Origin of the sequence: Mesobacillus persicus, from assembly GCF_900109925.1 — a bacterium.
Taxonomy (GTDB): Bacteria; Bacillota; Bacilli; order Bacillales; family Cytobacillaceae; genus Mesobacillus_B; species Mesobacillus_B persicus.
Window position 1 is genome coordinate 93463 of sequence record NZ_FOBW01000008.1, and the last position, 26122, is coordinate 119584.

Annotated in this window: 22 protein-coding genes; 1 reads left to right on the top strand and 21 read right to left on the bottom strand. The window is 39.1% G+C overall.

Going from position 1 to position 26122, the window contains the following annotated elements; translation table 11 throughout:
* Window positions 1-369 precede the first annotated feature (369 nt).
* Window positions 370-918, top strand: coding sequence for an NADPH-dependent FMN reductase (locus tag BMX30_RS12450; protein WP_090745907.1), 549 nt, complete (start codon window positions 370-372; stop codon window positions 916-918).
* A gap of 63 nt (window positions 919-981) precedes the next feature.
* On the opposite strand, the gene BMX30_RS12455 is transcribed toward BMX30_RS12450, so the two are convergent.
* The 21 genes from BMX30_RS12455 to BMX30_RS12555 all read right to left on the bottom strand — a co-directional run bounded on the left by BMX30_RS12455 (window position 982) and on the right by BMX30_RS12555 (window position 26068).
* Window positions 982-2406: an amidohydrolase gene (locus BMX30_RS12455; RefSeq protein ID WP_090745910.1), complete on the bottom strand. Its 1425-nt coding sequence runs from the start codon at window positions 2404-2406 to the stop codon at window positions 982-984.
* Window positions 2407-2486: 80 nt separating this feature from the next.
* Entirely contained in the window at window positions 2487-3200 is a 714-nt protein-coding gene (locus BMX30_RS12460; RefSeq protein WP_090745913.1) for a small-conductance mechanosensitive channel, read from the bottom strand.
* 56 nt (window positions 3201-3256) lie between these two features.
* Window positions 3257-3976 (bottom strand): DUF5058 family protein, encoded by a 720-nt coding sequence (locus BMX30_RS12465; protein WP_090745916.1) that lies wholly within the window; start codon window positions 3974-3976, stop codon window positions 3257-3259.
* 516 nt (window positions 3977-4492) lie between these two features.
* On the bottom strand, window positions 4493-5263 hold the full coding sequence (locus BMX30_RS12470; protein ID WP_090745919.1) for an SDR family NAD(P)-dependent oxidoreductase: 771 nt from the start codon (window positions 5261-5263) through the stop codon (window positions 4493-4495).
* Window positions 5264-5399: 136 nt separating this feature from the next.
* Window positions 5400-6362, bottom strand: coding sequence for an alpha/beta hydrolase (locus BMX30_RS12475; protein ID WP_244532592.1), 963 nt, complete (start codon window positions 6360-6362; stop codon window positions 5400-5402).
* 137 nt (window positions 6363-6499) lie between these two features.
* On the bottom strand, window positions 6500-8155 hold the full coding sequence (locus BMX30_RS12480) for a flavin-containing monooxygenase (protein WP_090745922.1): 1656 nt from the start codon (window positions 8153-8155) through the stop codon (window positions 6500-6502).
* Between the two features lie 124 nt (window positions 8156-8279).
* Window positions 8280-9863, bottom strand: coding sequence for an ABC transporter substrate-binding protein (locus tag BMX30_RS12485; RefSeq protein ID WP_170843868.1), 1584 nt, complete (start codon window positions 9861-9863; stop codon window positions 8280-8282).
* 169 nt (window positions 9864-10032) lie between these two features.
* The gene (locus tag BMX30_RS12490; RefSeq protein WP_090745927.1) at window positions 10033-10803 is read right to left on the bottom strand and encodes an SDR family NAD(P)-dependent oxidoreductase; all 771 of its coding nucleotides are present in this window, start codon (window positions 10801-10803) and stop codon (window positions 10033-10035) included.
* Between the two features lie 37 nt (window positions 10804-10840).
* Entirely contained in the window at window positions 10841-11197 is a 357-nt protein-coding gene (locus BMX30_RS12495) for a Rieske (2Fe-2S) protein (RefSeq protein WP_090745931.1), read from the bottom strand.
* Between the two features lie 27 nt (window positions 11198-11224).
* Complete coding sequence (locus tag BMX30_RS12500) at window positions 11225-12316, bottom strand: amidohydrolase family protein (protein ID WP_090745934.1); 1092 nt, start codon at window positions 12314-12316, stop codon at window positions 11225-11227.
* Between the two features lie 38 nt (window positions 12317-12354).
* Entirely contained in the window at window positions 12355-13398 is a 1044-nt protein-coding gene (locus BMX30_RS12505) for an Ldh family oxidoreductase (RefSeq protein ID WP_090745937.1), read from the bottom strand.
* A 23-nt stretch (window positions 13399-13421) separates the two neighbouring features.
* Window positions 13422-14228 carry a fumarylacetoacetate hydrolase family protein gene (locus BMX30_RS12510; protein ID WP_090745940.1) on the bottom strand — a complete coding sequence of 269 codons (807 nt, stop codon included), beginning with the start codon at window positions 14226-14228 and terminating at the stop codon, window positions 13422-13424.
* 64 nt (window positions 14229-14292) lie between these two features.
* Window positions 14293-16011: a thiamine pyrophosphate-binding protein gene (locus tag BMX30_RS12515; protein ID WP_090745948.1), complete on the bottom strand. Its 1719-nt coding sequence runs from the start codon at window positions 16009-16011 to the stop codon at window positions 14293-14295.
* A 90-nt stretch (window positions 16012-16101) separates the two neighbouring features.
* Window positions 16102-17127 carry a zinc-dependent alcohol dehydrogenase gene (locus BMX30_RS12520; RefSeq protein WP_170843869.1) on the bottom strand — a complete coding sequence of 342 codons (1026 nt, stop codon included), beginning with the start codon at window positions 17125-17127 and terminating at the stop codon, window positions 16102-16104.
* Window positions 17128-17589: 462 nt separating this feature from the next.
* On the bottom strand, window positions 17590-18471 hold the full coding sequence (locus BMX30_RS12525; protein WP_170843870.1) for a LysR family transcriptional regulator: 882 nt from the start codon (window positions 18469-18471) through the stop codon (window positions 17590-17592).
* A 603-nt stretch (window positions 18472-19074) separates the two neighbouring features.
* Window positions 19075-20508: an NAD-dependent succinate-semialdehyde dehydrogenase gene (locus BMX30_RS12530; protein WP_090745957.1), complete on the bottom strand. Its 1434-nt coding sequence runs from the start codon at window positions 20506-20508 to the stop codon at window positions 19075-19077.
* Between the two features lie 59 nt (window positions 20509-20567).
* Entirely contained in the window at window positions 20568-21551 is a 984-nt protein-coding gene (locus BMX30_RS12535; protein ID WP_170843871.1) for an ABC transporter ATP-binding protein, read from the bottom strand.
* Window positions 21523-22554: an ABC transporter ATP-binding protein gene (locus BMX30_RS12540; protein WP_090745961.1), complete on the bottom strand. Its 1032-nt coding sequence runs from the start codon at window positions 22552-22554 to the stop codon at window positions 21523-21525. The genes BMX30_RS12535 and BMX30_RS12540 overlap by 29 nt, the downstream gene beginning before the upstream one ends.
* An 18-nt stretch (window positions 22555-22572) precedes the next feature.
* Window positions 22573-23412, bottom strand: coding sequence for an ABC transporter permease (locus BMX30_RS12545; RefSeq protein ID WP_090745965.1), 840 nt, complete (start codon window positions 23410-23412; stop codon window positions 22573-22575).
* A 14-nt stretch (window positions 23413-23426) separates the two neighbouring features.
* The gene (locus tag BMX30_RS12550; protein ID WP_090745970.1) at window positions 23427-24371 is read right to left on the bottom strand and encodes an ABC transporter permease; all 945 of its coding nucleotides are present in this window, start codon (window positions 24369-24371) and stop codon (window positions 23427-23429) included.
* 119 nt (window positions 24372-24490) lie between these two features.
* Entirely contained in the window at window positions 24491-26068 is a 1578-nt protein-coding gene (locus BMX30_RS12555; RefSeq protein WP_090746272.1) for an ABC transporter substrate-binding protein, read from the bottom strand.
* Window positions 26069-26122: the final 54 nt, after the last annotated feature.

Genomic DNA, 26122 nt, shown 5'->3' on the forward strand with positions numbered 1-26122 from the left:
TACCTGCCAGTAATTGAAAAATACCAACCTTTTTCGTTTTTCTTGGTTTGCTTTATCCCGTGCATGCCCTATATGAGTTGGTAAATGGACTGATTATATTTAAAAAGGCAATCTGCAATTTAAAAAGCGCCAATAAAGAATGGTTTTTTATATGAGCTATTTGATTGAACTGTATCAAAAACTTTTGAATAGCACCAATTGAGGGTTTCCCGGAACTAGCATTATGCAATTCTCGGAAAGTCTCTTTTTTAAAATAAGCAGTAAATTTGTTGGAATAATGAAAATTCTATATGATTGAACTATTCGACGTTGTGCAGGCAACGACTTACCATTTACAAAAGTGCTGAACAATATTGGGAGGAATCAAACATGAATATCGTTACACTCGTAGGGAGTCTAAGAAAAGACTCTTACAATCTGCAATTATTTAAAACTATGGAAGAACGATATCAAGGAAAATTAAACATGACACTGGCCGATATCCGTTCTTTACCTTACTTTGATCAAGATGAAGAAAACAATCCACCACAGGTAGTAAAGGATTTTAAAGAGGCTATCGCCAAGGCTGATGGAGTCATTATCATTACACCTGAATACAACTGGTCGGTTCCTGGTGTTTTAAAGAACGCTTTAGACTGGGCTTCTAGAGTCGATAAGGTCTTTATCGGCAAACCAGTAATGGCTATTGGCGCTACCCTCGGAATGCTCGGAACTGTACGTGCGCAAATGCATCTACGTGAAATTCTATCCTCTCCTGGTATTCAGGCTAAAATCCTTCCACCTGGAGGAAATGAAGTGCTGATTGGTAGTGCGAATCAGAAGTTTGATGATCAAACAGGGAAATTGGTCGACGAAGGGACACTTAGTTTCTTAGATAATAAAGTAGAGGCATTTATTGATTTGGTAAAATTGGGTTAATCAGCTGGAATAATAAGGGACGGTTCTAATGCTTCCTTAAGAAGCATTAGAACCGTCCCTAGTTTACTTTTTTACTCTGGTGTGATGGTCGGCGGACTTTGGTGGTGTTACTTCATCCGGAATCCCTGGGATGTAAGGTTTTCCTTCTGTCGTCTCGGTGAATTCTTGTCGAGCCTTCGTTATGATGCTTGAATCTAATAATATATCATAGAGGGATAATGCCATGCTTTTCGCAGCAAAGTGCATTCCTTTATATCCAATTGATGATCCATGTGAAGCGGTTGCTTGCCATGAATGGAGCTGAACTCCGACTGGCGCACACGTTGTCATGATTTGGCCTACTGGAGTAATCCAGCTAACATCACCGACATCTGTGGATCCCCCGATCGTAACTCCTTTTAAATGAGCGAAGTAATTATTAGAGGTTGGCAAAACCTCATGAACATTCCCACCTAGTAATTTTTTAGACGTGGCGACAATCTTCGGGTCAACTGTTTGCACTAACTCTTCAGCGAATTTCTTCTCATCGTCCGTAAAAACAGGTGCCCCTGCTAGTTTCATATTTTCATACAACACGGCGTTGATTGTATCATTCGGCAAGGTTTCGTAAGCGAACGCGAGAATTTCTGAGTCCACTTCTGTTTCGGTCATCAACGCCGCACCTTGGGCGATCTTTTTAATTCGTACTAGCATTTCATCTACCTGAACCTTCGTAGCGGCTCTTAAGTAATACCAGACACTCGCCTTGTCAGGAACAATATTGGGGGCCAGTCCACCGTTTGTAATGACATAATGGATTCGCGATCCATCTAAGACATGTTCTCTCATGTAGTTTGCGCCAATATTCATTAACTCTACTGCATCTAAGGCGCTTCTACCGGCATGGGGTGCCGCGGCAGCATGAGCTGTAATTCCCTTAAAGTGAAACTTAACAGAGACCATCGCTTGCATACTCATATTTGCAACAAGATTAGAGGTTCCAGGATGCCAAGTTAAGGCACAATCAAGGTCATTAAAAACCCCCTCACGCGCCATAAAGGTTTTACCAGAAAGGACTTCTTCTGCTGGGCACCCATAATAACGAATCGTTCCCTCTAGTTGCTTTTCTGCTATCAGATTTTTCATCGCCATTACTGCTGCAACTCCTGCGGTCCCTAATAAGTTATGACCACATCCATGGCCGGGGCCGTTTGGAACGAGTTCGTCATACGTTGTACTTACACTCTGTGAAAGACCTGGCAAAGCATCGTATTCTCCTAAAACTCCGATAATCGGCTTTCCCGAACCATACTCAGCAACAAATGCCGTTTCAATCCCACCAATTTTCTTTTTTATCCGAAAGCCGGCCTTTTCCAACGCTGTCATTTGTAAATCAGAAGCAAATGTTTCTTCATAGGCAAGCTGTGGATTTTCCCATATCTCCTGAGCCATGTTTGTAAACTCACTTTTGTTTTCTTCTAGCCATGCCAATAATCCTTCTTTACTCAAATAATCAACTCCTTTTAAAGACTCTTATCTGGTTACCATATTTTTAGTTTAATCAAAAATAGGTGAGTAGTCATCCCTATTTAAGAAGTTAACTCCTTTTTGCTTTTCATTTTTTCCATTTTATAACAAATAGCAATCGTAATGATCAGGCAAATGATTCCCTTAAAGAAGGCTGGCATCGGGAGGAAGTTCGTGAGAAAAGCAACTCCCAAAGCAATTCCTCCATATAATGGCTTTCTGATTGCGAACTGGGCAAATATCCCTCCGAAAATGGCAGGTAATATATAGACGAATACTTCCTGGACAGTAGCAGGAATAATGGTAAGTAGATACGAACCAGTCATAATAATTAGAATAAGTATAGTGATATTGATTAGAGATGCAGCCGCGATTGCTAGCGCAGCCGTGATTTCACCTTTTTTCGTTCCTGGTTGTGCACCAATCGCATTTTGTGCGGCAGCAGCTGCAGGTAAACACATGTTTGAGATATTCCCAGTCAAAAACGCTTGGTAGGTGCCTGAAATACCGAGTGTAGGATAGTAGGATATGGGCTCAAACACCCACGCGACACCAACAATTGCAGCATAAGCAGCAAATCCTGCAAGAATCGGTTGCCAACCTGGATGTAATCCTAATCCAAATGAAAGATAGAAACACAAGCTTATTGTTAATACGAGAACCATCGATATCGTAAGGCGACCCCAAAAATGAGATTTTTCATGGAAATCATTCATTTCAAGCGTTGCTTTTACTTCAAGTTCCTCAGACTTCAATACCTCTTCACTAATGGCCAATCATACCAACTCCTTTATTCTCAAGTTAAATTTCTGTTATTTAAATATTTGTATTTTTAAATAAGGGTGAAATAACCGACTGCTAAAGAAACAAGAATCGATATTCCTAAAGACCATTCATTCAACCAATTTAGTCCCTTCTTACTGTTTGCAATCAGAGTGACAACCACCATCGTGACAACAGAAACAGCAACAATCAGCGTGCTATCAAGCCCTTTTACCATTTCCCCGAATGATAAATTGGCAAAGATGCCGATCATTGCAGCCGTTGAAACAATTGCCATAACGGGAGTCCCTTTTCGTTTACTTGACCCCGCAACCTTTTTTTCTAATTTTCCAAACGATTTTGTAAAAAGTGCGGTGACCACAAGCCATCCTGCTCCACCTAAACACAATACCCAAACAACTGTAACGAAGGCTTTTTCACTAAAATTGCTTGCACCTAATTCTGTTCCAAACGCATTAGCACCTACAGCAGCACCCATGGATTCAATCGGAGCTGATCCGATAATCCCAATCCTCATTAACGTAAGAGGATTACCTAGTAGTGTAATCAACGAAACAGCAATAATCATGATTCCTAGGGATGGCCCGATTGCATTAATTGCTCCCACTTTAAGCGCACTTTTCACTTCACTCTTCGTCATCCCTACACTTTTGCTTGTTTTTTTAGCGAGCCGAATAAAAGTCAACCCTTGGAAAATCACAACCATAACCACTAAGAACGCAAAAATATAAACACCAGGACTATTTGCTAATTTCATTGCAGCTTCCATCTTATTCCCCCTATTCTCTTTCCCTATTAAATTTTAACTACTTAAAAAAAAATCTCCCTAACTCTAGCAATGACGTTGAAACGTTTTATAACATCCTTTTTGAAATCCATGCTGCAACTTTTTGAAACTTTAATTACATTTACGCTAGATTATGACCTGCCTTTCTTGTTTATTTTTTTGAATATTTTATGTTTTTACTATATTTTTAATATTATCACATTTCACGAAATCTTTATAGAGGATTTTAATATTATTCCTCTGGCCGGGAGATGCTCATTGGTAGTCTATTGAGTTAGAAACAAACCGACTGTGTTAATTAAACAGTCGGTTTGTTCAATTGATTTGTTTAATTATCTTCTTTGGACAATGTTGCTTGATTCTTTTACCATATTTTTTGAAATGTATACTGTCACCCATTACTTTGATACTCATTTCATTGAATCCATGATCATCCTTTTAACTCGGTAACTTGGCTAGTAAATCGCCCCTAATTCCTGAAGAATACTAAAGATATTTTTACATCCCCCTCGCCTGCGCTCCACCATCTATTGAGATTGTTTCACCTGTCATATAGGATGAAGCATCAGAGGCTAAAAATATTACCCCTGCTGCAATCTCTTCTGGTTTTCCCATACGTCTCATTGGAGACTTATTTAATACTTTTTCCATAAACTCTTTATCAATTTCTTTTATCGCTGCTAGTATAGGAGTATCAGTATAGTAAGGGGCTATTCCATTAACTCTTACCCCTTTTTCTGCCCACTCAGAAGCAAATGACTTAGTCACCATGTTTACTCCACTTTTACTAACACTATAAGCAAGTGAACCAGTTACAGCTTGTTGGGAGGCAGCTGAAGAAAGGTTAATGATTGAACCTTTGCCTTGTTCTAACATGACTTTTCCCACCTCTTGCGTAAACATGAAGACACCCGTTAAGTTTACGTCCAAAATCTTTTGCCAGACCTCTAACGGAAACTCTTCTGCCGGCATTCTTTTCGATGTGATTCCTGCATTATTAACTAGTACGTCAATAGTGGAAAACTTTTCAAGGGTCTTGTTTATCACATTTTTAATATCATTAGGGTTTGTCACATCACATTGAACAACTAATACTTTCGCTCCCTTTTCTCTTAGTTCTTCGGCAAATCCTTCAATATCTGTCAATGCAAGGTCGCATAGCACAATATTGCATTCGTAATTAGCGAATCCCCTAGCAATGCTTTTTCCAATCCCTCCATTAGCTCCAGTGATAATTGCAGTTTTTCCGTCCAAGGTAAAAATATCCATTGTTATTCCCTCCAATATTTGATTTTAACTTAAAATTAAATACATAGATTTAGATCTGAAAGCTCAATGACATACAGTTAGAAATTCACTGAAGGTTGCCCCGCACTCGTTTTGTTAGATGCCAGGGCTGTTGCCGCTATTTTAAACTTTCTGAACTTAATAGCTTGCTTTGTTTTTGCTCATGAAGAAACCGAGCGATATTAGTAACGGTATTCTTTATTTGTTTAGGGAAGATTTCAACGTTCGCAAAATACCCATGAACTAAACCCTTTTCGCAGATCGTTTCAACTTGGACTTTCTCCTCTTTTAATCGTTTTGCGTAAGCTAATCCTTCGTCACGAAGTACATCAACTTCCGCGACGATCACGAGTGCTGGTGGTAAATCACTTAAATCGTCGGCTAGTAATGGGGCCGCATATTTTTCATTTTTATCTCTTTCATCTCTAATGTAATGATTCGCGAACCAAATCACCAAATCTTTATTCAGACCGAATCCGTTTTCGAATTCTTCATAAGACTTCGTGTTAAAATCAAAACTAGTACCTGGATAAACTAGGACTTGTGCAGTAATATCCGGTCCATTTTGATCTCTAGCCATCATAGAAACAACTGCAGCCATGTTTCCTCCAGCACTTTCACCGCTAACGACAATGTTAGAGGCATCCCCATTGATTGTCTCAGCATTTTCACTTACCCATTCTAGTGCCGCATAGCAGTCATTTACTGGAATAGGAAACTTATACTCTGGGGAAAGTCTATATTCTACTGATACCACAATACGTTCAGTTAGCTCGGAAATCATTCTGCAAGTTTTATCGCAAGTTTCAATATCCCCCAGGACCCAACCGCCCCCGTGGTAATAAATATAAATAGGTAAAGGGCCTTCTACATTGGGTGTATAAATTCTAATTTTTATATTCGCATCCTGATCGACAGGAATGAACCTATCTTCGATTTTTGCAAGCCTTCCAAAATCTGCACGGTCACTTAAAGGTTTCTTAAACAGATCTCGGACTGCTTGATGTCCGAGCGACAGGTTCTTCAATACTAGGTTAAACCCTTCAATATATATTTTTGACTCTGGTAATAATTCAGGCAAATGAAGCACTTCCTTTCATAATTCCCTCTAAACGTACGTTCGGAGGGAATTAGTTTAATTTTTGGTATACAATGAGACCTACCTTACCTTCTACTAAAATATTCCTTTTTCAACCAATCAAACATTAATCTATCGATTCATTTTGACGGATGTACCTTCTCTCTTTTATTAGCAAATAAAGAAAACCCTTCATATTCCTTATCTTCAACTTCTTTACAAATCTCAAGGTATTTCTTAAACCCTCCTAAATAAAGAGGTAACCCTCTTGGTTTACCTGGGATATTCGCCCCTGTCCACCATGACTCTGTTTTAACAAAAAGTGTTTTATTAGCTAGATCTGCAACAGATTTACTCCACCCAGCTTCTGCTTCCTTTTCCGCCTCAATTGTATTTAGATCATGTTCACGGAGATATTTCACACACTCAATAATCCATTCAACATTTGACTCAATCACGGCGACGTTGTTGGTAAATCCCGCAGGACTTTCAGGTCCAGTAATCAGGAATAGGTTAGGAAAATTACTAGTTGCAAGTCCGAGATATGTGCTTATTTGGCCTCCATTTTTCCATTTTTCCTTTAATGAGATTCCGTTTCTACCCCTAATATCCATTTTAAACAAGGGGCCAGTAATCGCATCAAAACCTGTAGCAAATACAAGAATATCCAACTCATATTCCTTTTGGGTTGTTCGTACACCCGTGGTAGTAATCTCTTCAATAGGCGCCTTTTTTACATCAATCAAGGTGACGTTATCACGATTAAAGGTTTCTAAATAATCGGTGTTTAAAACTTGACGTTTCGTCCCGTAATAATAAGTCGGCATTAATTTTTCCGCTGTCTCAGGATCATGGACAATATCAGAGATTTTAGAACGAAGAAATTCAGCAACCGTTTCATTCGCTTTTTCATCGGTAAACACATCGGTAAAACCTGGAATAAACCCGCCTTTTTCCCAAGCTTCTTCAAGTGCTTGCAATCGCTCTTCTTTGGTTACGTCAAAAACCGAACAATTCATAGATTTCCTTAAATCACCTGTCGCGCTATTTCGAACTTGTTGCTTAATTTCTTTATAGTCTGCTTTTGTTTGTCGGATAAACTCAGGGTCAAGCTGATGATTCCTTGCTGGTAACATATATTGGGGCGTCCGTTGAAAAACGGTTAAATGCTCAGCCTCTTTTGCAACTATTGGTATTACTTGTACTCCACTTGATCCAGTGCCGATGACACCAACACGCTTACCATTGAAATCTACTTCATCTTTAGGCCAGTTCCCTGTATGATACCATTCACCTTTGAAATGATTTAATCCTTTAAAATTAGGAACATTGGTAGCTGAGAGTCCGCCTACCGCAGGGATGAAATACTTAGCTGTAACACTAGTGCCGTCATTTAAGTAAATCCGCCAATTCTCGTTTGCCTCATCATAATGAGCAGCGTGAATGCGTGTTTTGAATTGAATATCCTTCCGTAGATTAAGCTTATCCGCAACGTAGTTGAGATAACTAAGAATCTCCGGCTGATCTGGATACCTAGAAGTCCATGTCCAGTCCTGATAGAGTTTTTCAGAGAATAAGTAGGTATATACAATGCTTTCAATATCACAACGTGCTCCAGGATAGCGATTAAAATACCATACTCCTCCGACATCCTCCGCTGCCTCAAATGCTTTAGTAGAAAAACCAGCTTCACGTAAACTGTGAAGCATATACATTCCTGCAAAACCTGCGCCAATGATGACTGCGTCAAAGTCATTAACTAAACTTGTTTTAGACCCTTGTTGAGCAACATTCATATTGTTATCTTCCTTCCTTTAAAATGCATTTTTGAATCCTATAAACTCTTACAGAATATCCGTATTACCCCATCCTAACTACTCTAATATTCATAATATTATGACATTAAGGTTTATAAAAGTTTTATTGTTCTAACCAGATTGTTGAAAAAACTCCCTTAGCCATCATATTAGGTTCATAACCTTTTAGTTTAGGATTCATCGCATCGATTGCCGAAGGAAAGAAAAGTGGAATGACTCTCGCTTCTTCCAACATGGCATGCCTTCCAACCTCATGGTAAATCTCGGCACGTTCCTTTAGATCACTGGTTGAAACTGCTTTCGCAAGAAGTGAATCGATTTCTGAAGGACCTTCTCCAAGGTTATAAAAACTATTTTCAGAGTACTGAGAGTTGGTTAGCATTTGCGGGTCTGGTTTTCCGGTTGCAGATGCTAGTAATGCAGGTGTCCCTTTTTCAGCAAAAAACGTTGAAACAGCTGCTGTTAATTCCATTGGCTGGAGAGTTACCTCAATTCCAATTTCTTTCAACTGACTCTTTATTGTCTCGGCTAATCGACTCTCATAGGCTACTGAGAAATGTAGCAAGGTAAATGAAGCATCTTCAAGACCGGCTTCTTGCAAAAGTTTCTTTGCTTTTTCAGGATCATATTCGATTTTTGCATTTTCATCATGTGCCCAATGACCACTTGGAAAATCTCCGTAAGCGGGCTCACCGTCGCCAAAGTTAAGGGCTGTAACAATCGCTTCACGATTAATGCCATGTTGAACGGCTAATCTAAATGCTTTGTTGTCAAATGGTGCCATGTTTCTATTAATATATAATTGAGGACGTTGCATTCCCAATGTCTTTTTTACTTCTATATTCGAATCGCTTTCCAAACTTTGTAGATTTGCAGCACTCATATAATAAGCTAAATCTATTTCACCTGATTTAAGAGCGTTAATTCTTGTATTTTCGTCTGACATGATCTTTATGGTTAGTTTATCGAGATAAGGTTTCCCTTCCCCCCAGTAATCCTCAAATGGTTCTAATACAATTTCGCCATTTGGAACCCGGCTAACAAACTTATATGGCCCCGCACCAACTGGATGTTGGGAATAGTTTTCACCGTTTTCCTTAACGGCAGTCGGAGAAACCATCATGCCACCATAATCCGTTAAAACTAATATAAGAGAAGAATCTGGTTGTTTTAAATGAAATTTCACTGTCAACGGATCGATCACTTCCACACGATCTATATTTTTCAACTCTGATACACTTGAATCATCAGAATTCGCCCGCTCAATATTAAATTTGACCGCTTCTGCATCAAAAGTTGTTCCATCGTGGAATTTAACATCTTCTTGCAAATGAAAAACGATTGTTTTCTCATCTGGAAATTCCCATGATTTCGCAAGGCCAGGTTGTGGTTCAAGTTTCTGATTAAAGGTGACGAGCGTGTCGTATACTGGCCAAAGTAGCGCCTGATCACTTCCAGAGTTCGACAGAATCGGATCGTAATTCGTTATATCCGCGGGATATCCAATCACAGCTTCTCCACCCTTTTGTGGGGTTCCTTCAACAGAATTCGCCGTTTCTCCTTTTGTATTATCTTGTGAACCAGATTGATTTTCCGAGCCTGACTTAGAAGAACATCCAACCACAATCACTGTGAACGCTAATAAAAATAATAAGGTGAAAAAATACTTAAACTGCCCTTTATACATAACCATACTCCCCCTCATAAATTCTTAAAAACTCTATCCGGCTACTATTAAACTTAAGAATACACTTTCATTATTAGCAAGAAGATTTATATTCAGTAGATAAAAACCTGCCCAATTTTCTAACTCACGAACGATACCGGCAAAAAATTATATCTTTTCAGGTTTTAAACTATCCCATAAACCTCCCTCCGTTTACATCCAAGACAGTCCCGGTTATATAACGTGATTCATCAGAAGCGAGAAAAACCGCTGCGTTCGCAATATCTTCTTTCTCTCCGAGGGACTGTAAAGGAATTTCTGAATAGACCTGCTGCCTTTGCTCCTCCGTGTTTTCTTCAAAAAACAGATGGTGCATACGTTCGCCGCTAATAATGAGTCCCGGAGCAATAACGTTAACATTTATTCCGAATCTTCCAACTTCTTTTGCCAGTCTTCTAGAGAAACTAATAACCCCTCCCTTAGCTGCCGCATAGGCAACCCCCGTAACTAAGCTCGCGGTTCTTCCACCAATTGACGACATATTAATTATCTTCCCGCCGGATTTTTCTTTCGTGTGCTTAACAAATGCCTGGGAAGTAAGGAAAGTTCCTTTTAAATTAACATTAAGAACCTTATCCCAATGCTCTTCTTCAATCTCTCCCAAAACGCGGGGAGTATGCAGACTTCCTCCCGCATTATTTACTAAAATATGAATCTCGCCAAACCTTTCTATGATTTGATTGAACATCCTTGTGACATCATCTTTATTTGAAACATCGCCTATCACATAATCAGCTTCGTATTCTGTTTGCAGTTCCATTACTGCTTGCTTTACAAGGTCCTCATTGACATCGTTTAGGATTACTTTTGCTCCTTGCTTTGCCATATGAGTGGCAATTTCTAGTCCAAGCCCACCTGCCGAGCCAGTAATCAGTGCAACTTTGTTCTCAAGTCTTCCCATTTTTGTTCACCTCATCTTTCTCTTAAAAATTTAACTGCTATTTTACCTGAACATAAACAGTTCCTTCCTCTTCCGTCACACTATAGGTTTTAACCCGAACATTTTCGGGGTCAAATAAGGAGCATCCTGTTTTAATATCAAACTCCCAATTGTGCCAAGGACATTTTAATATTTCCCCCATTTTTTCGAGAGTGTATTCACCTGGTTCAGATCCAGTACATGTTCCCTCTAATGAACCGTCCGAAAGTGCAGGACCCTTATGAGGACAAACATTTCGCAAAGCATATAATTTTCCATTTTGCGAACGAATAACAACGATTGATTTCCGTTCAATTGTAACTGCTTTCATTTTTCCTGTTTTCAATTCCTTGGTCTCACAAACTGAATATTTCATAAAGGATTCCTCCTTTCGAATAAGTGATTATAGATTATAAAGTTCTCTAGCATTCTCAAATAATATCTTATTTTTCAAGTCATCAGATATCTTCGGAGGTAGCGTCCTCATTGGTGCATCAAAATCCCAATGCGGATAGTCAGTCGAAAACATTAGAGTTTTATCAGTTCCCATCATGTCAATGATATCTAAGAAGTGCTTAGCTGAAATATCATGCCATGGCTGGGTACTAAATCTCATATTGTCATGAAAATAGTCCCTTGGCATCCTTTTGACCCAAGGGGTCTCCTGTCTTAAACCTTTATATGCAGCGTCCATTCGATTCATCATAAAAGGTACCCATTCGAACCCGCCCTCGATTAACGCGACCTTTAAATTTGGATATTTATCAAAGACGCCGTTTGTGATTAAACTAATCACCTGTGTCATATATGCCTGTGGATGTGCCGCGCGCCATGCAACATAATATCGAAGGAAATCCCCGCCTTGAACGGAAATGTCTGCAGATAAGTGCATTCCAATTACAAGGCCATGGCGATTGGCTGCTTCGAAAATCGGATGGTAATAAGGATCTCCCCAAGCAAAGTTTCCAATCGACATCATGATTTGAACCATTTGTGGATGTGGGCCTACCCGATCAATTTCGCGCACGGCTGCGACAGGATCAGCTGGAATGGTAATTGACCCTAATAATCGCTTATCTTTGTTTAACCATTGTTCAATTGTATAGTCGTTATAGGCTGAGGCCCTTGCAGAGGCAAACTCATACCAACCAGTTGCAACAGTTGCTTCATGAAACCAGCCTCCTAAAACTGCATAAGTGATATTATGTTCGTCCAGCAATTGCCTTTTTAATAATTCAAAATCAGATCCTGGTGGCTTATTATTTTCTCCAAATGTATCTCCTCGATATTTAGTTCCACTACGAACTTGATGAAAAGGCAAACTCTTAGTAGGCTTCCATTTATAGTCCGTAATATAACGCTTCCAATGATCTGATAAATAGGGAACCAAATCATCTACTGACGCAATATCATGATGAACGTCCGTATCGATGATTTTAATATCGGTCGCTTTTTCCTTACTTTGTCGAGATACAATCTCTTCTTGAATACTCATCTTTTCCTCCTTCTTATGTGATTTTTTTCAATATAGAGCTATAAGGTTAGAGCGTTTATATTTAACTCTCTAGCTATCTCATTCAATTTTTTAAAGGTTTCCCCTTGCATAGGAACCCCGACTTCTCTATTTCGCGCTTCTTTTAAAAATTCAATTTCTCCTGGAAGATAAATATGTTCCGTACCTTCTGCCTTTTTTGAGTCTTTTATATAAGAAATAAGTTGTTTCATGCTGCTATAATAAACCTCTAAAGGAATCAGTTGTTTAATATCAATGGTCAGCAAAAAATGAGAGATTGATTGCTTTTGGTTCAGATCATACATGGAAGGAATCATTTTAGAAAAATGTCCTCCGGTTAACACGCCCGTTAAAATTTCTCCCATTACAGCCAAACCAAAACCTTTTGGTCCACCTACCGGTGAAAGGAAACCTCCGTTTATAACATGATCCGGGTTTTTAGTTGGCAATCCTTTTGCATCAATTCCCCATCCTTCGGGGATTTGTTGATTTTTTTCCTTTGCAAACAAAATTTTGCCATATGCGGTATTACTGAGTGCCATATCCAAAACAATAGAATTACCCTCTGCTGCTGGTGCAGCAATTGAAATTGGGTTATTGCCAATCACCTTTTCAGCTCCACCAATTGCCGGCATAAGCGGCGCAACATTGCTGATGACAATACCGATTTTATCTTGTTTTGCAGCCATTAAAGAATAGTAGGCAGTAATACCAAAATGGTTACTATTTTTAACGGCTACTAATCCAATTCCGTTTTCCACTGCCTTCTCTATTGACTTTTCCATTGCTTTATATGCAACAACTTGCCCAGCACCAAAATTACCGTCCATTACTACAGTTGCTGCATTTTCTTTTTCGATGTGTATATCAGCTTTATTCGTGATTAAGCCTTTTTGAATACGTTCAATATAAATGGGAAGCCTTAAAAATCCATGACTATGTATCTCTCTTAAATCGGCTTCTAATAAAACTTCCGTAATAATCTCGGCTTCTTCTTGTGGCATATCAAGTTTAGTAAAACATTGATTGGAGAATTGTCGGATTTGTTCAATACTTATATGCATGATTACCCCCTTGTAAAAAAATGTTACTTTGCCAATTGAGATTCATCAGTGGTTTGTAGAACCTTTTTAGTCCCATCTACCACGTTATTCATTAGCTTACCAATCCCTTCAATCTCTATTGCTACCTGATCTCCAGGTTTTAATGGACCTACTCCAGAAGGTGTGCCGGTAATAATAATGTCACCAGGATTCAATGTCATAACCTCGGTTACTTTTACAATTAAGGATTCTATATCGTGAATTAAATCATTGGTATTTGATTGTTGTTTCACTATTCCATTTACTGAAAGTTTGATTTCAACATTATTGGGATTTAAATCTGTTTCAATAACAGGACCTAGTGGCTTAAAAGTTGCAAATGATTTTGCTCTTGTAAACTGGCCGTCGTTTTTTTGTAAATTACGATCTGATATATCATTACAGATTGTGTATCCAAATACGTACTCTAAGGCGAGTTCTTTTCTCACATCTTTTGCCTGTTTACCGATGACCACTGCAAGTTCAGCCTCATAATCGATCCTATGCTCAAGGTTTGGTAAGGAAATTTCTTCTCCATCAGCTACTACTGCTGTTGGTGAGACCATAAACATCATCGGTTCCTCTGGAATCGATTTACCACTTTCCTTAGCATGAAGAGCATAGTTTAAACCGATAGCAATTAGCTGACCTGGGTTTACTGGTGGCAGCAGCTTAACTTCTGAAAGCTTAAACACTTCACCGGTCAACTTAGGCGATTCCGATAAAAAGTTTCCATCTAGTGCTGAAATGGTTTCTCCATTTAAAACCCCACAGCACTCCGAATTATTTTTCAAAAAGCGTATATACTTCATTTAGAATCAATCCTTTCAAGGTAAAAACTATTAATTATCATTTTCCTATTTAAATACAAATTATTTAGTACGCTTGTTTAGACACAGCACCTTGTTTTTTCTTTTCCATTGCTTGACGATAAGGCATTGTTGGTGCTTGCCACTCATCTGTATAGACATTAATCACGCTTGGACGTCCTATAGCAAGTTCGCGTTTTAGAATAGGACCTAAATCTTCTATATTCCTTACATTTTCTCCAATCATTCCATAACTTTCTGCAATTGATCCAAACTCGTAACTTCCTAACTCTACTGATTGATTGTTGCCTTCGAAATTAAGTTGTTGTGTCCATTTTGACCACGCTAAAACGGCATTATTAAAGACAACATTAATAATTGGAAGGTTTAATTGTTTTAAAGTAGCTAGTTCACCAATATTGTAACTAAATGCACCATCACCACTAATAGCTACCACGCGTGATCCTGGACGCGCCATAGCTACTCCCATAGCAAAAGGCAAAGAAGAACCTAATCCCGCAGCCCCACGAGGAAGAAGGATTTGACGACCTTGTCTTTTTAATTCTAGGAAAGCACCAGCCCAGCCACTTGAAAAACCAGCATCACAAGTAATAAAATCATTTTCTCCCAATTGGTCCACTATAGCCTGAACAGCAGCTTGGGGCCAAATAGGGTTATTTTTGCTGTAGCACTCTGCATTACGCTCTTGTAACCACTTCTCTTTTTCGACTTTGATTACATTCAACCATTCCTTAGAAGATTCAAATTGATAGCTTCTTAACTCCATTAGAATTTGGCGTAAAACTTCGCGGGCATCTCCCCATAACGCAACATCTGCTTGAATCACCCTTCCGAATTCTGCAGGGTCAATATCAATATGAATGAATTTTTGATCGTCCCTTGGCCAAGTCCAACGATACGAGCTATTCTGAGAATGCTTATAACCTATAGCAAGAATGACATCAGCTTGGTCAGCTGCAACTTTCGCACATGGGCTTCCTAACTCACCGAGTACTCCAAGACATAAGTCATTATTTTCAGCGACGGATCCTTTACCAGTCAAGGTAGTAACAATTGGAATTTTATAGTTCTCAGATAACTGAGAGATTTCATTGTATGCTTGAGAAAGCTGAATACCTCCACCTGCAAGAATAATCGGCCTCTTGGCTGACGTTAGCAGATTGATTGCTTTTGCTAGTTCAGATTCAGGTGCGGCACATCTGATTTTAGGGTGGTTGCTTATTCCTGATAACGGTTCCAACTCTGTTGTTGATAGGAATACGTCTTGTGGAATTTGCACAACAACTGGACCAGGACGCCCCGTAACCGCTGCATGTATCGCAGCAGATACAACTTTAGAAAGGATCTCAATACTTGGAACATGAAACGTTTCTTTTGCAAAAGGCTTTAACATGTCTAGTTGATTTCCACCCTGGCTAATACGACCATATTGTTGTAAGAGAACAGAATTTTGTGGGTGATCACTAACAAGTACTAAAATAGGGACTGAACTGTTATAAGCCTCCATTAGTCCTGAAGGGAATTTTGTTGCACCTGGGCCTACAGTAGCATCACACACACCGATTCGACCTGTTACTCTTGAAAATGCATCAGCGGCAAAACCTGCAGTCGTTTCATCCCGAATTAAAATATGGGTGATTTGATCCTTACGTTGAGACAATGCATCATAAAATGCATTCGCTTGCCCACCTGGCATTCCAAATACATGGGTAACCCCATGTCTAATTAATGTATCTACTAGTACATAACCTCCGTGACGCTGCATAATATCCCTCCTATCATTTCGAAAAATTTTTTTCTATCAAAGATGAATCTTTTTATTTCTAAAGAGTATTCGACCTTTAACTCGAAATCTTTATAGCTTAAAGAGAACTTTGGCCTGTTCCTTGTTTTGAATCGCTTGGAAGGCCTCTTTCCAGTCTTCTAGTTTATAAAAGTTCTGAATGAGAGGGGAAAAGTCCACTTTTTTTTCCTGTACAATACGAATAGCGTTTTCCCAATCGATTTTTGTGTGCCCAATACCTCCTGTGACAATAATTTCCTTATAGGCAATTTTCATAAAATCGACGTTGATGGGTGTGCTTCGTGTGCCAATTTGCACATAGTGACCACCTCTCCTGCATAATTTCAACCCCTGATTTACGCCTTCACTAGTCCCAGAACACTCCAACACAACGTGAGGACCTTCACCGTCCGTGAGATTTAGTAAAGCAGAATCGCTATTTTCATAATCTGAAAATAGCACCATATCTGCACCCAATTTTAGCGCTAACTCCTGTCTCTGTTTATCTTGGATTAGTCCAGCAACGACCACTGTTGCACCGTAAGCCTTCGCAAGAAGTACAGACATCAGTCCAATTGGTCCAGGACCTATTACTAGGACAACATCCGATGGCTTAATCGTAATTGGATTCAACGCATGAACCACTACTGTAAACGGTTCGATAAGGGAGGCTGAGATCAAATCTATTTCTTTTGGGAGAATATGTACTTGGTCTTTATGTACTCTTACATACTCGGCAAACACCCCATCATGATCAAAACCTATTCTCGTTTTCTCAGCACAGAGATTTTCTCTTCCTTTCATACATGACTCACACTTCCCACAAGATGAGTAGATTGTACGGGCCACAACATTTGTGCCAATTTCTAAACCTTCTACATCAGCCCCTATCGCTACAACTTGACCACTAAACTCGTGCCCAAGGACCAATGGTGTTTTATAGGCATGATAATGTCCGTCATAGATTTTCATATCTGTTCCACAAATACCGGCAAAATGCACTTTCACGACAACCTCATTAGGTCCTGGTTCTGGTTTTCCGATTTGTTGCAATGTCACATCTTCGGCGTCTAAACTCTGTTTCAATAATGCTTTCACCAATAATACCTCCAATGATCTTTAATGATAGTTATCTAATATAATGATAGTTTGCTGACATTACCTCTCTTATAACTGTCTCTATATTTAAAAATACCGACTAATAATTTTAAATATTTTGAATATATCACTTTCTTACAGTTTAAAAAATGGTTATCGATATGTAAAATACTGAATTTATATGTTATCCATATGTTTGGTATATGTTTGAGTACAGCCTCACCATTAAGTAAACATGTTAAATTCTAGGAGCGTCCCTATCTGGTAAGATTAAAAAAGGCTTTTTTCGCATACTTTGTTGTTCTTTAATTGATTAATAGGTGATAATAGTTCGTTCCATTGCGCTCCAGTATAAATATTCAAAAGCAACATTCTTTACGAAAACAGCCTAAAAAAATCCATCTCCATAGAAAATGAAGATGGAAAAAATACTTCTTAAATTTTTAAATTTGATCTATACATTTATATAACGCAATATTTACTTATTATATTTTTTAGTTTCAATACGATAGAATTTGTCTCATTTTTTCGCCAGATGACAGCAGTAGGAATATAAATGTCTGTCTCTCCAAATGGTACTACTCGCAAGCCGTCACTTGATTGGTAGAAACCAGACTGCGGGGCAAGTCCAATTCCCGGCCCATATTTCACTAATTGTAAAAGAGTAGAACTTGTTTCCGTATGTCCTATGATATTAGGTTTTATCTTAGCTTCTTCGAGCATCTGGACAATTTGTAAGAAAGCATTATGAATCGTACTTCCTCGAATTAATATTAATGGCCTTCCCTCAAGGTCTTTTGGTAATATTCTTTCTTTTAACGCTAATGGATCATCTTCACGAAGGACGACTCGAATGGGATCATTTCCAAGTATAGAATAATTAAGTTCAGAATTATGTATAGGTAGACGTGTAATCCCCAAGTGTGCTTCTCCATTTTGTACCATTGAAATGATTGCGTTTGAATGACCTTCTTTTATTGAAAAATGAATATTTGGATTTTCTTCCCATATATGCGCCAATGCTTCACTTAAGTTGGCGGAAAAAAACGGCAAAATAGCAACGGTAATATTTCCCATAATTAAGTTTTGAGGATCTGATAAATAGGTAAGTAGTTCGTTATATTGTCGAAGTATAGGGTTTACTTTTTGTAAAAGAAGTTTTCCTTCTTCAGTGAGAATAACGCCTTTTTTATGGCGTTCGAATAACTTTATCCCCATTTCATTTTCCATATTTTGAATCTGCTGACTTAGAGGGGGCTGAGAAATATTTAATTCTGTAGCAGCTTTTGTGATGTTTCCAAGCCTAGCCACAGCTTCAAAATATTTAAGATTTCTAAAGTCCACTTTTTTCACCTCTCCTTTACTCTAATTCTTCCAAACTTTGAAATTATATATACTGTGTAAATATGTCACTAATAGTAGAATTGTATTGTGCATTTGTAAAGAGTTGTTATTATTATAAAAATAAAGTATTTTAAGTTTTTTGTATTTTTAAAGATATTCAGGTGATTATGCAACACAAAGAAATGTATTGACTAAAAGAGTTATGTAAAATTTATTTTAGATATAGCGTTTACTCTCATCAATTAAAATTGAAAGAAACTAAGTTAGCACGAAGGATAAAAATTAAGCACACCTTTCTGGAGGCATCAGAACAAAAGCGCAAGCGTCTTGATCAGCCCCATGGGGCTAGGCGCTGGACTGGATACTAAAACGATTAGAATTATCCACACCCATTACCTGTTAGAATTTCCTAACGACAAATAAGCCGTATATCATGATTTTTTAATCAAATATACGACTTAAAACAATGAAGTTCTCCTAAGCGCCCGCTTCACTAACTCGAAAAGCCAGTATTTATTTAGTTAATAGTAACAATTTGGGGAAGCTGTGCTTGGTTGCGGGCTCCCCCCTCTTTTCGATCAATAAAATTTTTCAAAATATAACTTACCTATAGTTGCTTCGTATAGCAACGGATACTAGTTTATTCTCAAGGTAGTCATCTAATCCATATTTGCCGCCTTCTCTTCCTATCCCACTTTCTTTTATTCCACCAAATGGTGCTTGAACGGCAAAAGGAGATGGATCATTAACCCCCACCATTCCATATTCGAGTTTTTCAGAAACCCGATGTGCTCTGGAGAGATCATTCGTGTACACGTAAGAAGCTAAGCCATACTCAGTATTATTTGCCTTTTGTATCACATCATCTTCATCACTAAAACGGATTAACGGTGCAACTGGTCCAAATGTTTCTTCATGGGTAATATTCATTTCCTCGTTTACATCAGAAAGCACTGTTGGGGAATAAAAATAACCATTTTTATATTCATTATTACTTAATGTTTTACCACCACAAAGAATGGTAGCACCTTTGTTTACAGCATCCGTTACATGTTCGTGTGATTTATCAACGGCATCTTGATTAACCAAAGGACCTATTTGAATATTTTCATCTAAGCCATCTCCGATAACCAATGAAGAAACTTTATCTGCAAAACGCCTTGCGAACGTATCATAAATCGAATCATGAACATAGATACGGTTTGCACAAACGCATTGTTGACCATTAGATGAAAATTTACTTATAACCGTGCCTTCAATTGCAAGATCAATATCTGCATCTTCAAAAACAATAAAAGGAGCATGTCCGCCTAGTTCCATTGATACACGCTTTACTGTGTCAGCAGATTGTCGAATTAATTTCTTTCCAACTTCTGTTGAACCTGTAAATGAAATTTTCCGAACATCCTTACTTGCCATCAATTCTCCAACAATTTCAGATGAATTTCCGATTACAAGATTTACCACACCTTTTGGCAATCCTACCTCGTCAAATATTTTAAAAAGCTCTAAAGTAGATAGAGGTGCCTCTCGCGAAGGTCGAATAACAACCGTACAACCAACAGCAAGTGCTGGCCCCATTTTTCTAGCACCCATTGACAATGGGAAATTCCACGGAGTAATAGCCCCTACAACACCTACTGGTTGCTTTAAAACTGAAATCCTTTTATTTGGTGCTGAGGCCGGAATAAGATCACCATAAACACGACGAGATTCTTCTGCATACCATTTAAAAAAGGCAATTGTACCCCCAACTTCGTTACGGGCATTATGAATGGTTTTCCCCATTTCCTTCGTAATCGTTTGGGCGAGATGCTCTTTTTTTTCATTTAATTTTTCAACTACCTTATGCAAATAAGCTCCACGTTGTTCTCCGGTTAATGCAGACCATGCTGGAAATGCGTTTTTAGCAGCTTCTATCGCTGTTTGAGTTTCTTTTCTTCCTACTAAATAAACTTTATCAACCAGTTGACCGTTTGCAGGATTGTTGACTTCCAATACTTGATCAGTTATTACCCATTCTCCATTAATATACATTTCCCTCTACTCCCTCCATAATATCCCTTATCCTCTATTACAAAAATGCATTTTTCATCCTAATTCGCTACTTTATCCTCAAATAATAAACAAGCTGTCAGGCTTTGTTTAGAAGTAGGCAGTAAATTCGGATCGATCCTCTTACATTGCTCCATCGCGACTGGACAGCGCGTATGAAAACTACAACCTGCAGGAGGATTCGCAGGGCTAGGCAAGTCACCTGTTAAAATGATTCGTTCGCGGTTCCGCATTTTTGGATCTGGATGAGGAACAGCTGACAACAATGCTTTTGTATACGGATGACGGGGATTCTCGAACAATTCTTCTTTATTTGCAAATTCAATAATTTTTCCAAGATACATAACCGCAATTTTATCGCTAATATGTTTAACGGCTTGAATACCATGGGCAATAAAGAGATAGGATAAGCCCATATCATTTTGAATTTCTTTTAATAGATTTAAGATTTGCGCTTGAATGGATACGTCAAGGGCCGAGACTGGCTCATCACATACAATGAGCTTAGGCTGTAGGGCTAGTGCTCTTGCAATGCCAAGCCTTTGTCTTTGCCCTCCAGAGAATTCAATTGGATAACGGTTGCCATGATAGGAGGCAAGGCCAACTCTCTCTAGTAGTTCGTCGACCCTTTTCCTTCGTTCGCTTGCTGTACCGACTTTATGTAGAACTAGTGGTTCAGCAATAATATCAGCAACCGTCATTCTTGGGTTGAGTGACGAATATGGATCTTGGAAGATCATTTGTAAGTTCTTTCCTAAAGATTTTTTTGCTTTGTACTCATTTAATTTTTTTCCTTCAAAATAAATCTCTCCGCCTGTCGGATCGGAAAGTCCGACGACCATCCTACCTGTTGTCGATTTCCCGCAGCCTGATTCACCAACTAAACCAACGGTCTCTCCAGGGTAAATGTCAAGACTCACTCCATCAACAGCTTTTACAAAATGATTCTTTTTCCCAAAAAGACCGCTCCCAACAGGAAAGTGCTTTTTAATGTCTTTAAGTGATACTAGAGGCTGCTGTTTCATAATGTCCAATCCCTCCTTCCTCTTCAAGCGCATTCCAACAAGCAACCATGTTCCCTGCCGGATGCTCGAGCAATGTTGGTGCATTTTGGCTACACTTTTCAGTTGCGTAGCTGCAGCGTGTCACGAAATTACAACCTTTTGGCAACTCAAGTGGGTTTGGTACAACACCAGGTATGGTATCTAATTTTTCTTTCGATGGGCCGTACAATGCAGGAACGCTTGCCAGTAACCCTCTTGTATACGGGTGAAGAGGGTTTTCGAAGATATCCTCTACTGTGCCTTCTTCGACAATCTTTCCGCAATACATGACTAAGACGCGATCAGCCGTTTCTGCTACAACACCGAGGTCATGGGTAATGAGGAGAATGGCAATGCCGCTTTCCTGTTGTAGTTTGCGCAACAGATTCAAAATTTGCGCTTGAATCGTCACATCAAGTGCCGTTGTCGGTTCATCGGCAATAATGAGCTGTGGATCACAAGCAAGTGCCATCGCAATCATCACTCTTTGCCTCATTCCACCAGACAATTGATGAGGATAGTCATTAAGGCGTCGCTTCGCATCGGGTATACCGACTTTATTTAATAAATCAAGTGCCGTTACTAAGGCTTCTTTGTATTTTACTTTTTTATGCAAAACGATTGATTCAGCAATTTGCCTGCCAATGGGATGGACAGGGTTGAGTGAAAACATCGGATCTTGGAAAATCATGGCGACCTCGTTGCCGCGAATTTTCCTCATTTCTTTTTCTTTTAATTTCAATAAATCTTTCCCTTTAAATGCAATGCTACTATCTTTACTATATTGAATCGCACTTGCGTTAAGTCCCATAATTGAGAGGGAGGAAACGCTTTTCCCACTTCCTGACTCGCCCACTAATGCGACTATTTCACCTTTATTAATAGAGAATGAAACACCGTTAACAGGTTTAATTTCTCCTTTCGATGTCGGAATGAATGTTTCAAGATCCTTCACCTCAAGCAATGGTTCTTCTTTCTCACTCATGCTGTTGACCTCCTTTATTTAGGTTTTTCTATACTTTGGATCAAGCGCTAGCCGTAAACCATCTCCAAGGAAGTTTCCAGCTAGTACGGTCAGGATAATGGCGAGACCAGGATAAACAATCATCCATGCATTCATATTAATCATGCTGTATGCTTGTTGAATCATATTTCCCCAACTAATTTGCGGAGACTGCGCTCCCATTCCAAGGAAACTAAGAGATGCTTCAACTAGAATCGCAAAGCTTAAATTAAATGAAGCTTGAACAACGATTGGTGGAGCTATGTTCGGGATAATATGCTTCAGCATGATCCAGCCCGCCCCCGCACCTGAGATTTTCGCAGCTTCAACATAAGGCTCTGAACGTATTTGCAAGGTTTGCCCCCTTGCGAGCCTTGCAAATTGAGGCGTGAAAACGATACCAATTGCAATCATCGCGTTCCATAAGCTGATGCCTAGTGCACCCGTAATTCCTAGCGCGAGCAAAATTGCAGGAATCGCAATAATCCCGTCAACAATACGCATAAAGATATCATCAACAACCCCGCCTAAGTAACCTGACAAAATCCCCATCGGAACACCGATACAAAGTGGAATTAAAATCGCAAACAAACCAGCTTGAATTGCCGACTTCGTTCCCATTAATAGCCGGCTGAAAATATCACGGCCAAGTTCATCCGTTCCTAACCAGTGTTGGGCACTCGGGCTAGCCATGACTTTCATTAAGTCCTGTTCGATCGGATCGTAAGGAACAATGAAAGGGGCAATAATGGAAATAATGACGAGCACCATTAAAAAGATAAAGCTAAAAAATGCGAGCCGTTCTGCCATTAAACGCTTGAAAACTGTTCCAATACTCATATTCCTTCCCCTTTCTAATATTCAATCCGCGGATCTAAGATGGCATACATGATATCGGTAATAAAGTTAATGATGATAACCATGACAATCATAACGAGAACAACACCTTGAAGCATCGTGAAGTCACGTTGTAAAATCGAATTTACTGCAAGCTGTCCCATGCCTGGTATGGCAAAAACCGTTTCAATCACCACAGTAGCCCCTAATAAATTTCCGAACAAAATACCGATAGTCGTCACAACTGGCAGCATCGCATTTTGTAATCCGTGATTAAAAATAGCTCTCCACCGTTTTACACCTTTAGAGTAGGCAGTTCGTACATAGTCCGCACTCATCACTTCCATTAACGAAGAGCGTAAGTGTCTTGTAATCTGTGCTGTCCCAACTGCACCAAGCGAAATAGCCGGTAGCAAAATCCCTTTAAAAAAATCAATTGGGTTATCATTAATACTCGTAAATCCAGTCGCTGGTACCCAGCCAAGCTTCAAGCTAAAGAATAAAACGAGCAGCATCGCGAGCCAAAAGTTCGGAATCGCTGAGCCCATCGTTCCAAAAAAGCGGGCAACATAGTCCATCCAACTATTCGGAAAATAGATAGACGTTATGGCAAAAAACATGCCACCTACAACAGAAATGATCATTGCAACAAAAACAAGTTGAAATGTAACGGCTAAACGGCCGAACACCGCATCATGCACATATTGACCCGTAAAGATGGATCGACCTAAATCTCCTTGCAGGGCATTTTTCAGCCAATCGAAATACTGCGTAATAATCGGTTGATCAAGACCCAAATCCCGTCGCACTTGGGCTATTTTTTCAGGAGTCGCATTTTCACCAAGCAATGCTAAGACAGGGTCGCCTGGAATAAGTAAAATAAAAGAGAACACGATGAGGGTTGTAATGAATAGCATCGGGATCACATACAGTAAGCGACGTGCTAAATATTTTAAAAACATCCTTCCCATCTCCTTCCGTTTAAAAATTAAAAAGTACTAATATCCCATTAATAAATAGTGGAGTAGGCACAATGTGTTACTACTCCACTATTAACTAGTTATGGAACACGTACTTTACATCACTCTTCGACCCAAATCGATGAGAAAATCGCTTTACCCATTAAATTTGGCTCAAATCCTTTTACCTTTTGAGTCATCGCTGATGTCATCGGCTCATAAACTAGCGGAATTCCGATTGCTTCTTCTAAAAGTGCTTTTCTACTAATTTCTTTGTATAATTCAGCACGTTCCTCATTATCATAGATTGAAGCGGCTTTTGAAATAAGTGACTCAATTTCAGGTGTAGAGTGCTTACCTGGATTGAGGTAACTATTTGAAGAAAATAATAGTTGTACGGCTATTTGCGGGTCTTGACGCCCTGTCCAAGTCGTACTAAATGCAGGTGCTGTCTGTTCAGAAAAGAAACTAGTAGTCGCCTTAGTTACTTCCATTGGTTCGAGATTTACGTCAATCCCTATTTCTTTTAGTTGATCCTTTATTATTTCAGCTCCTCTTGTATAGTTGGCAATTGCTAAGTGAATCATTGAGAAGGAGATATTGTTAAGTCCTGAGTCTTTTACTAATTGTTTTGCTTTCTCAGGGTCATAGTCGATCTTCATGTCAGGATCAGCTGCCCAATAATCTGCCGGAAAGGCGGAATTAGCCGGTGCACCCAGTCCAAAATTAAGTCCCTGAACAATCGCTTCACGGTTAATCCCATGCAGTACCGCTAATCGTACATTTTTATTATCAAACGGCGGCATTGATTGATTTAAAAAGATCATGTTAAATCGAAGCGGCAAAATATCTTTTAAAACAATATTGGAGTCGTTTTTAAGACTCTGAACATTCGCTGGAGAAATGATGTCAGCAAAATCGATTTCACCCGATTTAAGTGCATTAATTCTTGTATTTTCATCCGCCATGACTTTAACCGTCATTTTATCAAGGTAAGGCTTTCCTTCCTGCCAGTAATCTTTATAGGCTTCAAAGACAACTTCTCCATTAGGAATATGCTTTACTCGTTTAAAAGGCCCTGCCCCGACTGGATTTTGAGAAAAATCATCACCATGTTCTTGAACAGCTGCAGGTGAAACCATCATCCCACCCTTATCAGATAACGCTAATAAAAGGGAAGAATCGGGTACTTTTAAATGGAGGTTAACAGTCTTCTTATCTATAACTTCTACACTCTCAATATTATTAAGATCGGGTACTTTCGAATCAGTTGAATTCGTTCGTTCGATATTAAATTTCACCGCTTCTCCATCAAATGGTGTTCCATCATGGAAAGTCACACCTTCCCTAAGATGAAGAGTCAATGTCTTAGCATCATCGCTAAATTCCCATGATTCAGCCAGTCCAGGCTGTGGCTCAAGATTAGGTGAAAAAGCGATAAGTGTATCATAGATGGGCCATAATAAGGAATGGTCACTCCCACTAGCTGATAAAATGGGATCATAATTCGTTGAATCCGTAGCATACGCAATGGTAACTTCCCCACCTTTTTTAGGTGTACCTTCTTCTGAATTTGGCGTTTCATTAGAATTAGATGAGTCCTTCCCAGAGCTCGAATCTGAAGAACAACCAGCTATGATAAAAGCAAGAAGGAGCAATGGGAATAATTTGGAAACAAAAGTGGACTTTACTCTATTCAAAACAATCATCTCCCCTTAATATCAATTGGTAAACCGTTTTCATTATTCTGAACA

Coding starts and splice junctions, on each gene's coding strand:
- BMX30_RS12450 (WP_090745907.1), top strand. CDS start 370: ATGAATATCGTTACACTCGTAGGGAGTCTAAGAAAAGACTCTTACAAT.
- BMX30_RS12465 (WP_090745916.1), bottom strand. CDS start 3,976: ATGGAAGCTGCAATGAAATTAGCAAATAGTCCTGGTGTTTATATTTTT.
- BMX30_RS12470 (WP_090745919.1), bottom strand. CDS start 5,263: ATGGATATTTTTACCTTGGACGGAAAAACTGCAATTATCACTGGAGCT.
- BMX30_RS12480 (WP_090745922.1), bottom strand. CDS start 8,155: ATGAATGTTGCTCAACAAGGGTCTAAAACAAGTTTAGTTAATGACTTT.
- BMX30_RS12485 (WP_170843868.1), bottom strand. CDS start 9,863: ATGTATAAAGGGCAGTTTAAGTATTTTTTCACCTTATTATTTTTATTA.
- BMX30_RS12490 (WP_090745927.1), bottom strand. CDS start 10,803: ATGGGAAGACTTGAGAACAAAGTTGCACTGATTACTGGCTCGGCAGGT.
- BMX30_RS12495 (WP_090745931.1), bottom strand. CDS start 11,197: ATGAAATATTCAGTTTGTGAGACCAAGGAATTGAAAACAGGAAAAATG.
- BMX30_RS12500 (WP_090745934.1), bottom strand. CDS start 12,316: ATGAGTATTCAAGAAGAGATTGTATCTCGACAAAGTAAGGAAAAAGCG.
- BMX30_RS12505 (WP_090745937.1), bottom strand. CDS start 13,398: ATGCATATAAGTATTGAACAAATCCGACAATTCTCCAATCAATGTTTT.
- BMX30_RS12510 (WP_090745940.1), bottom strand. CDS start 14,228: ATGAAGTATATACGCTTTTTGAAAAATAATTCGGAGTGCTGTGGGGTT.
- BMX30_RS12515 (WP_090745948.1), bottom strand. CDS start 16,011: ATGCAGCGTCACGGAGGTTATGTACTAGTAGATACATTAATTAGACAT.
- BMX30_RS12530 (WP_090745957.1), bottom strand. CDS start 20,508: ATGTATATTAATGGAGAATGGGTAATAACTGATCAAGTATTGGAAGTC.
- BMX30_RS12535 (WP_170843871.1), bottom strand. CDS start 21,551: ATGAAACAGCAGCCTCTAGTATCACTTAAAGACATTAAAAAGCACTTT.
- BMX30_RS12540 (WP_090745961.1), bottom strand. CDS start 22,554: ATGAGTGAGAAAGAAGAACCATTGCTTGAGGTGAAGGATCTTGAAACA.
- BMX30_RS12545 (WP_090745965.1), bottom strand. CDS start 23,412: ATGAGTATTGGAACAGTTTTCAAGCGTTTAATGGCAGAACGGCTCGCA.
- BMX30_RS12550 (WP_090745970.1), bottom strand. CDS start 24,371: ATGTTTTTAAAATATTTAGCACGTCGCTTACTGTATGTGATCCCGATG.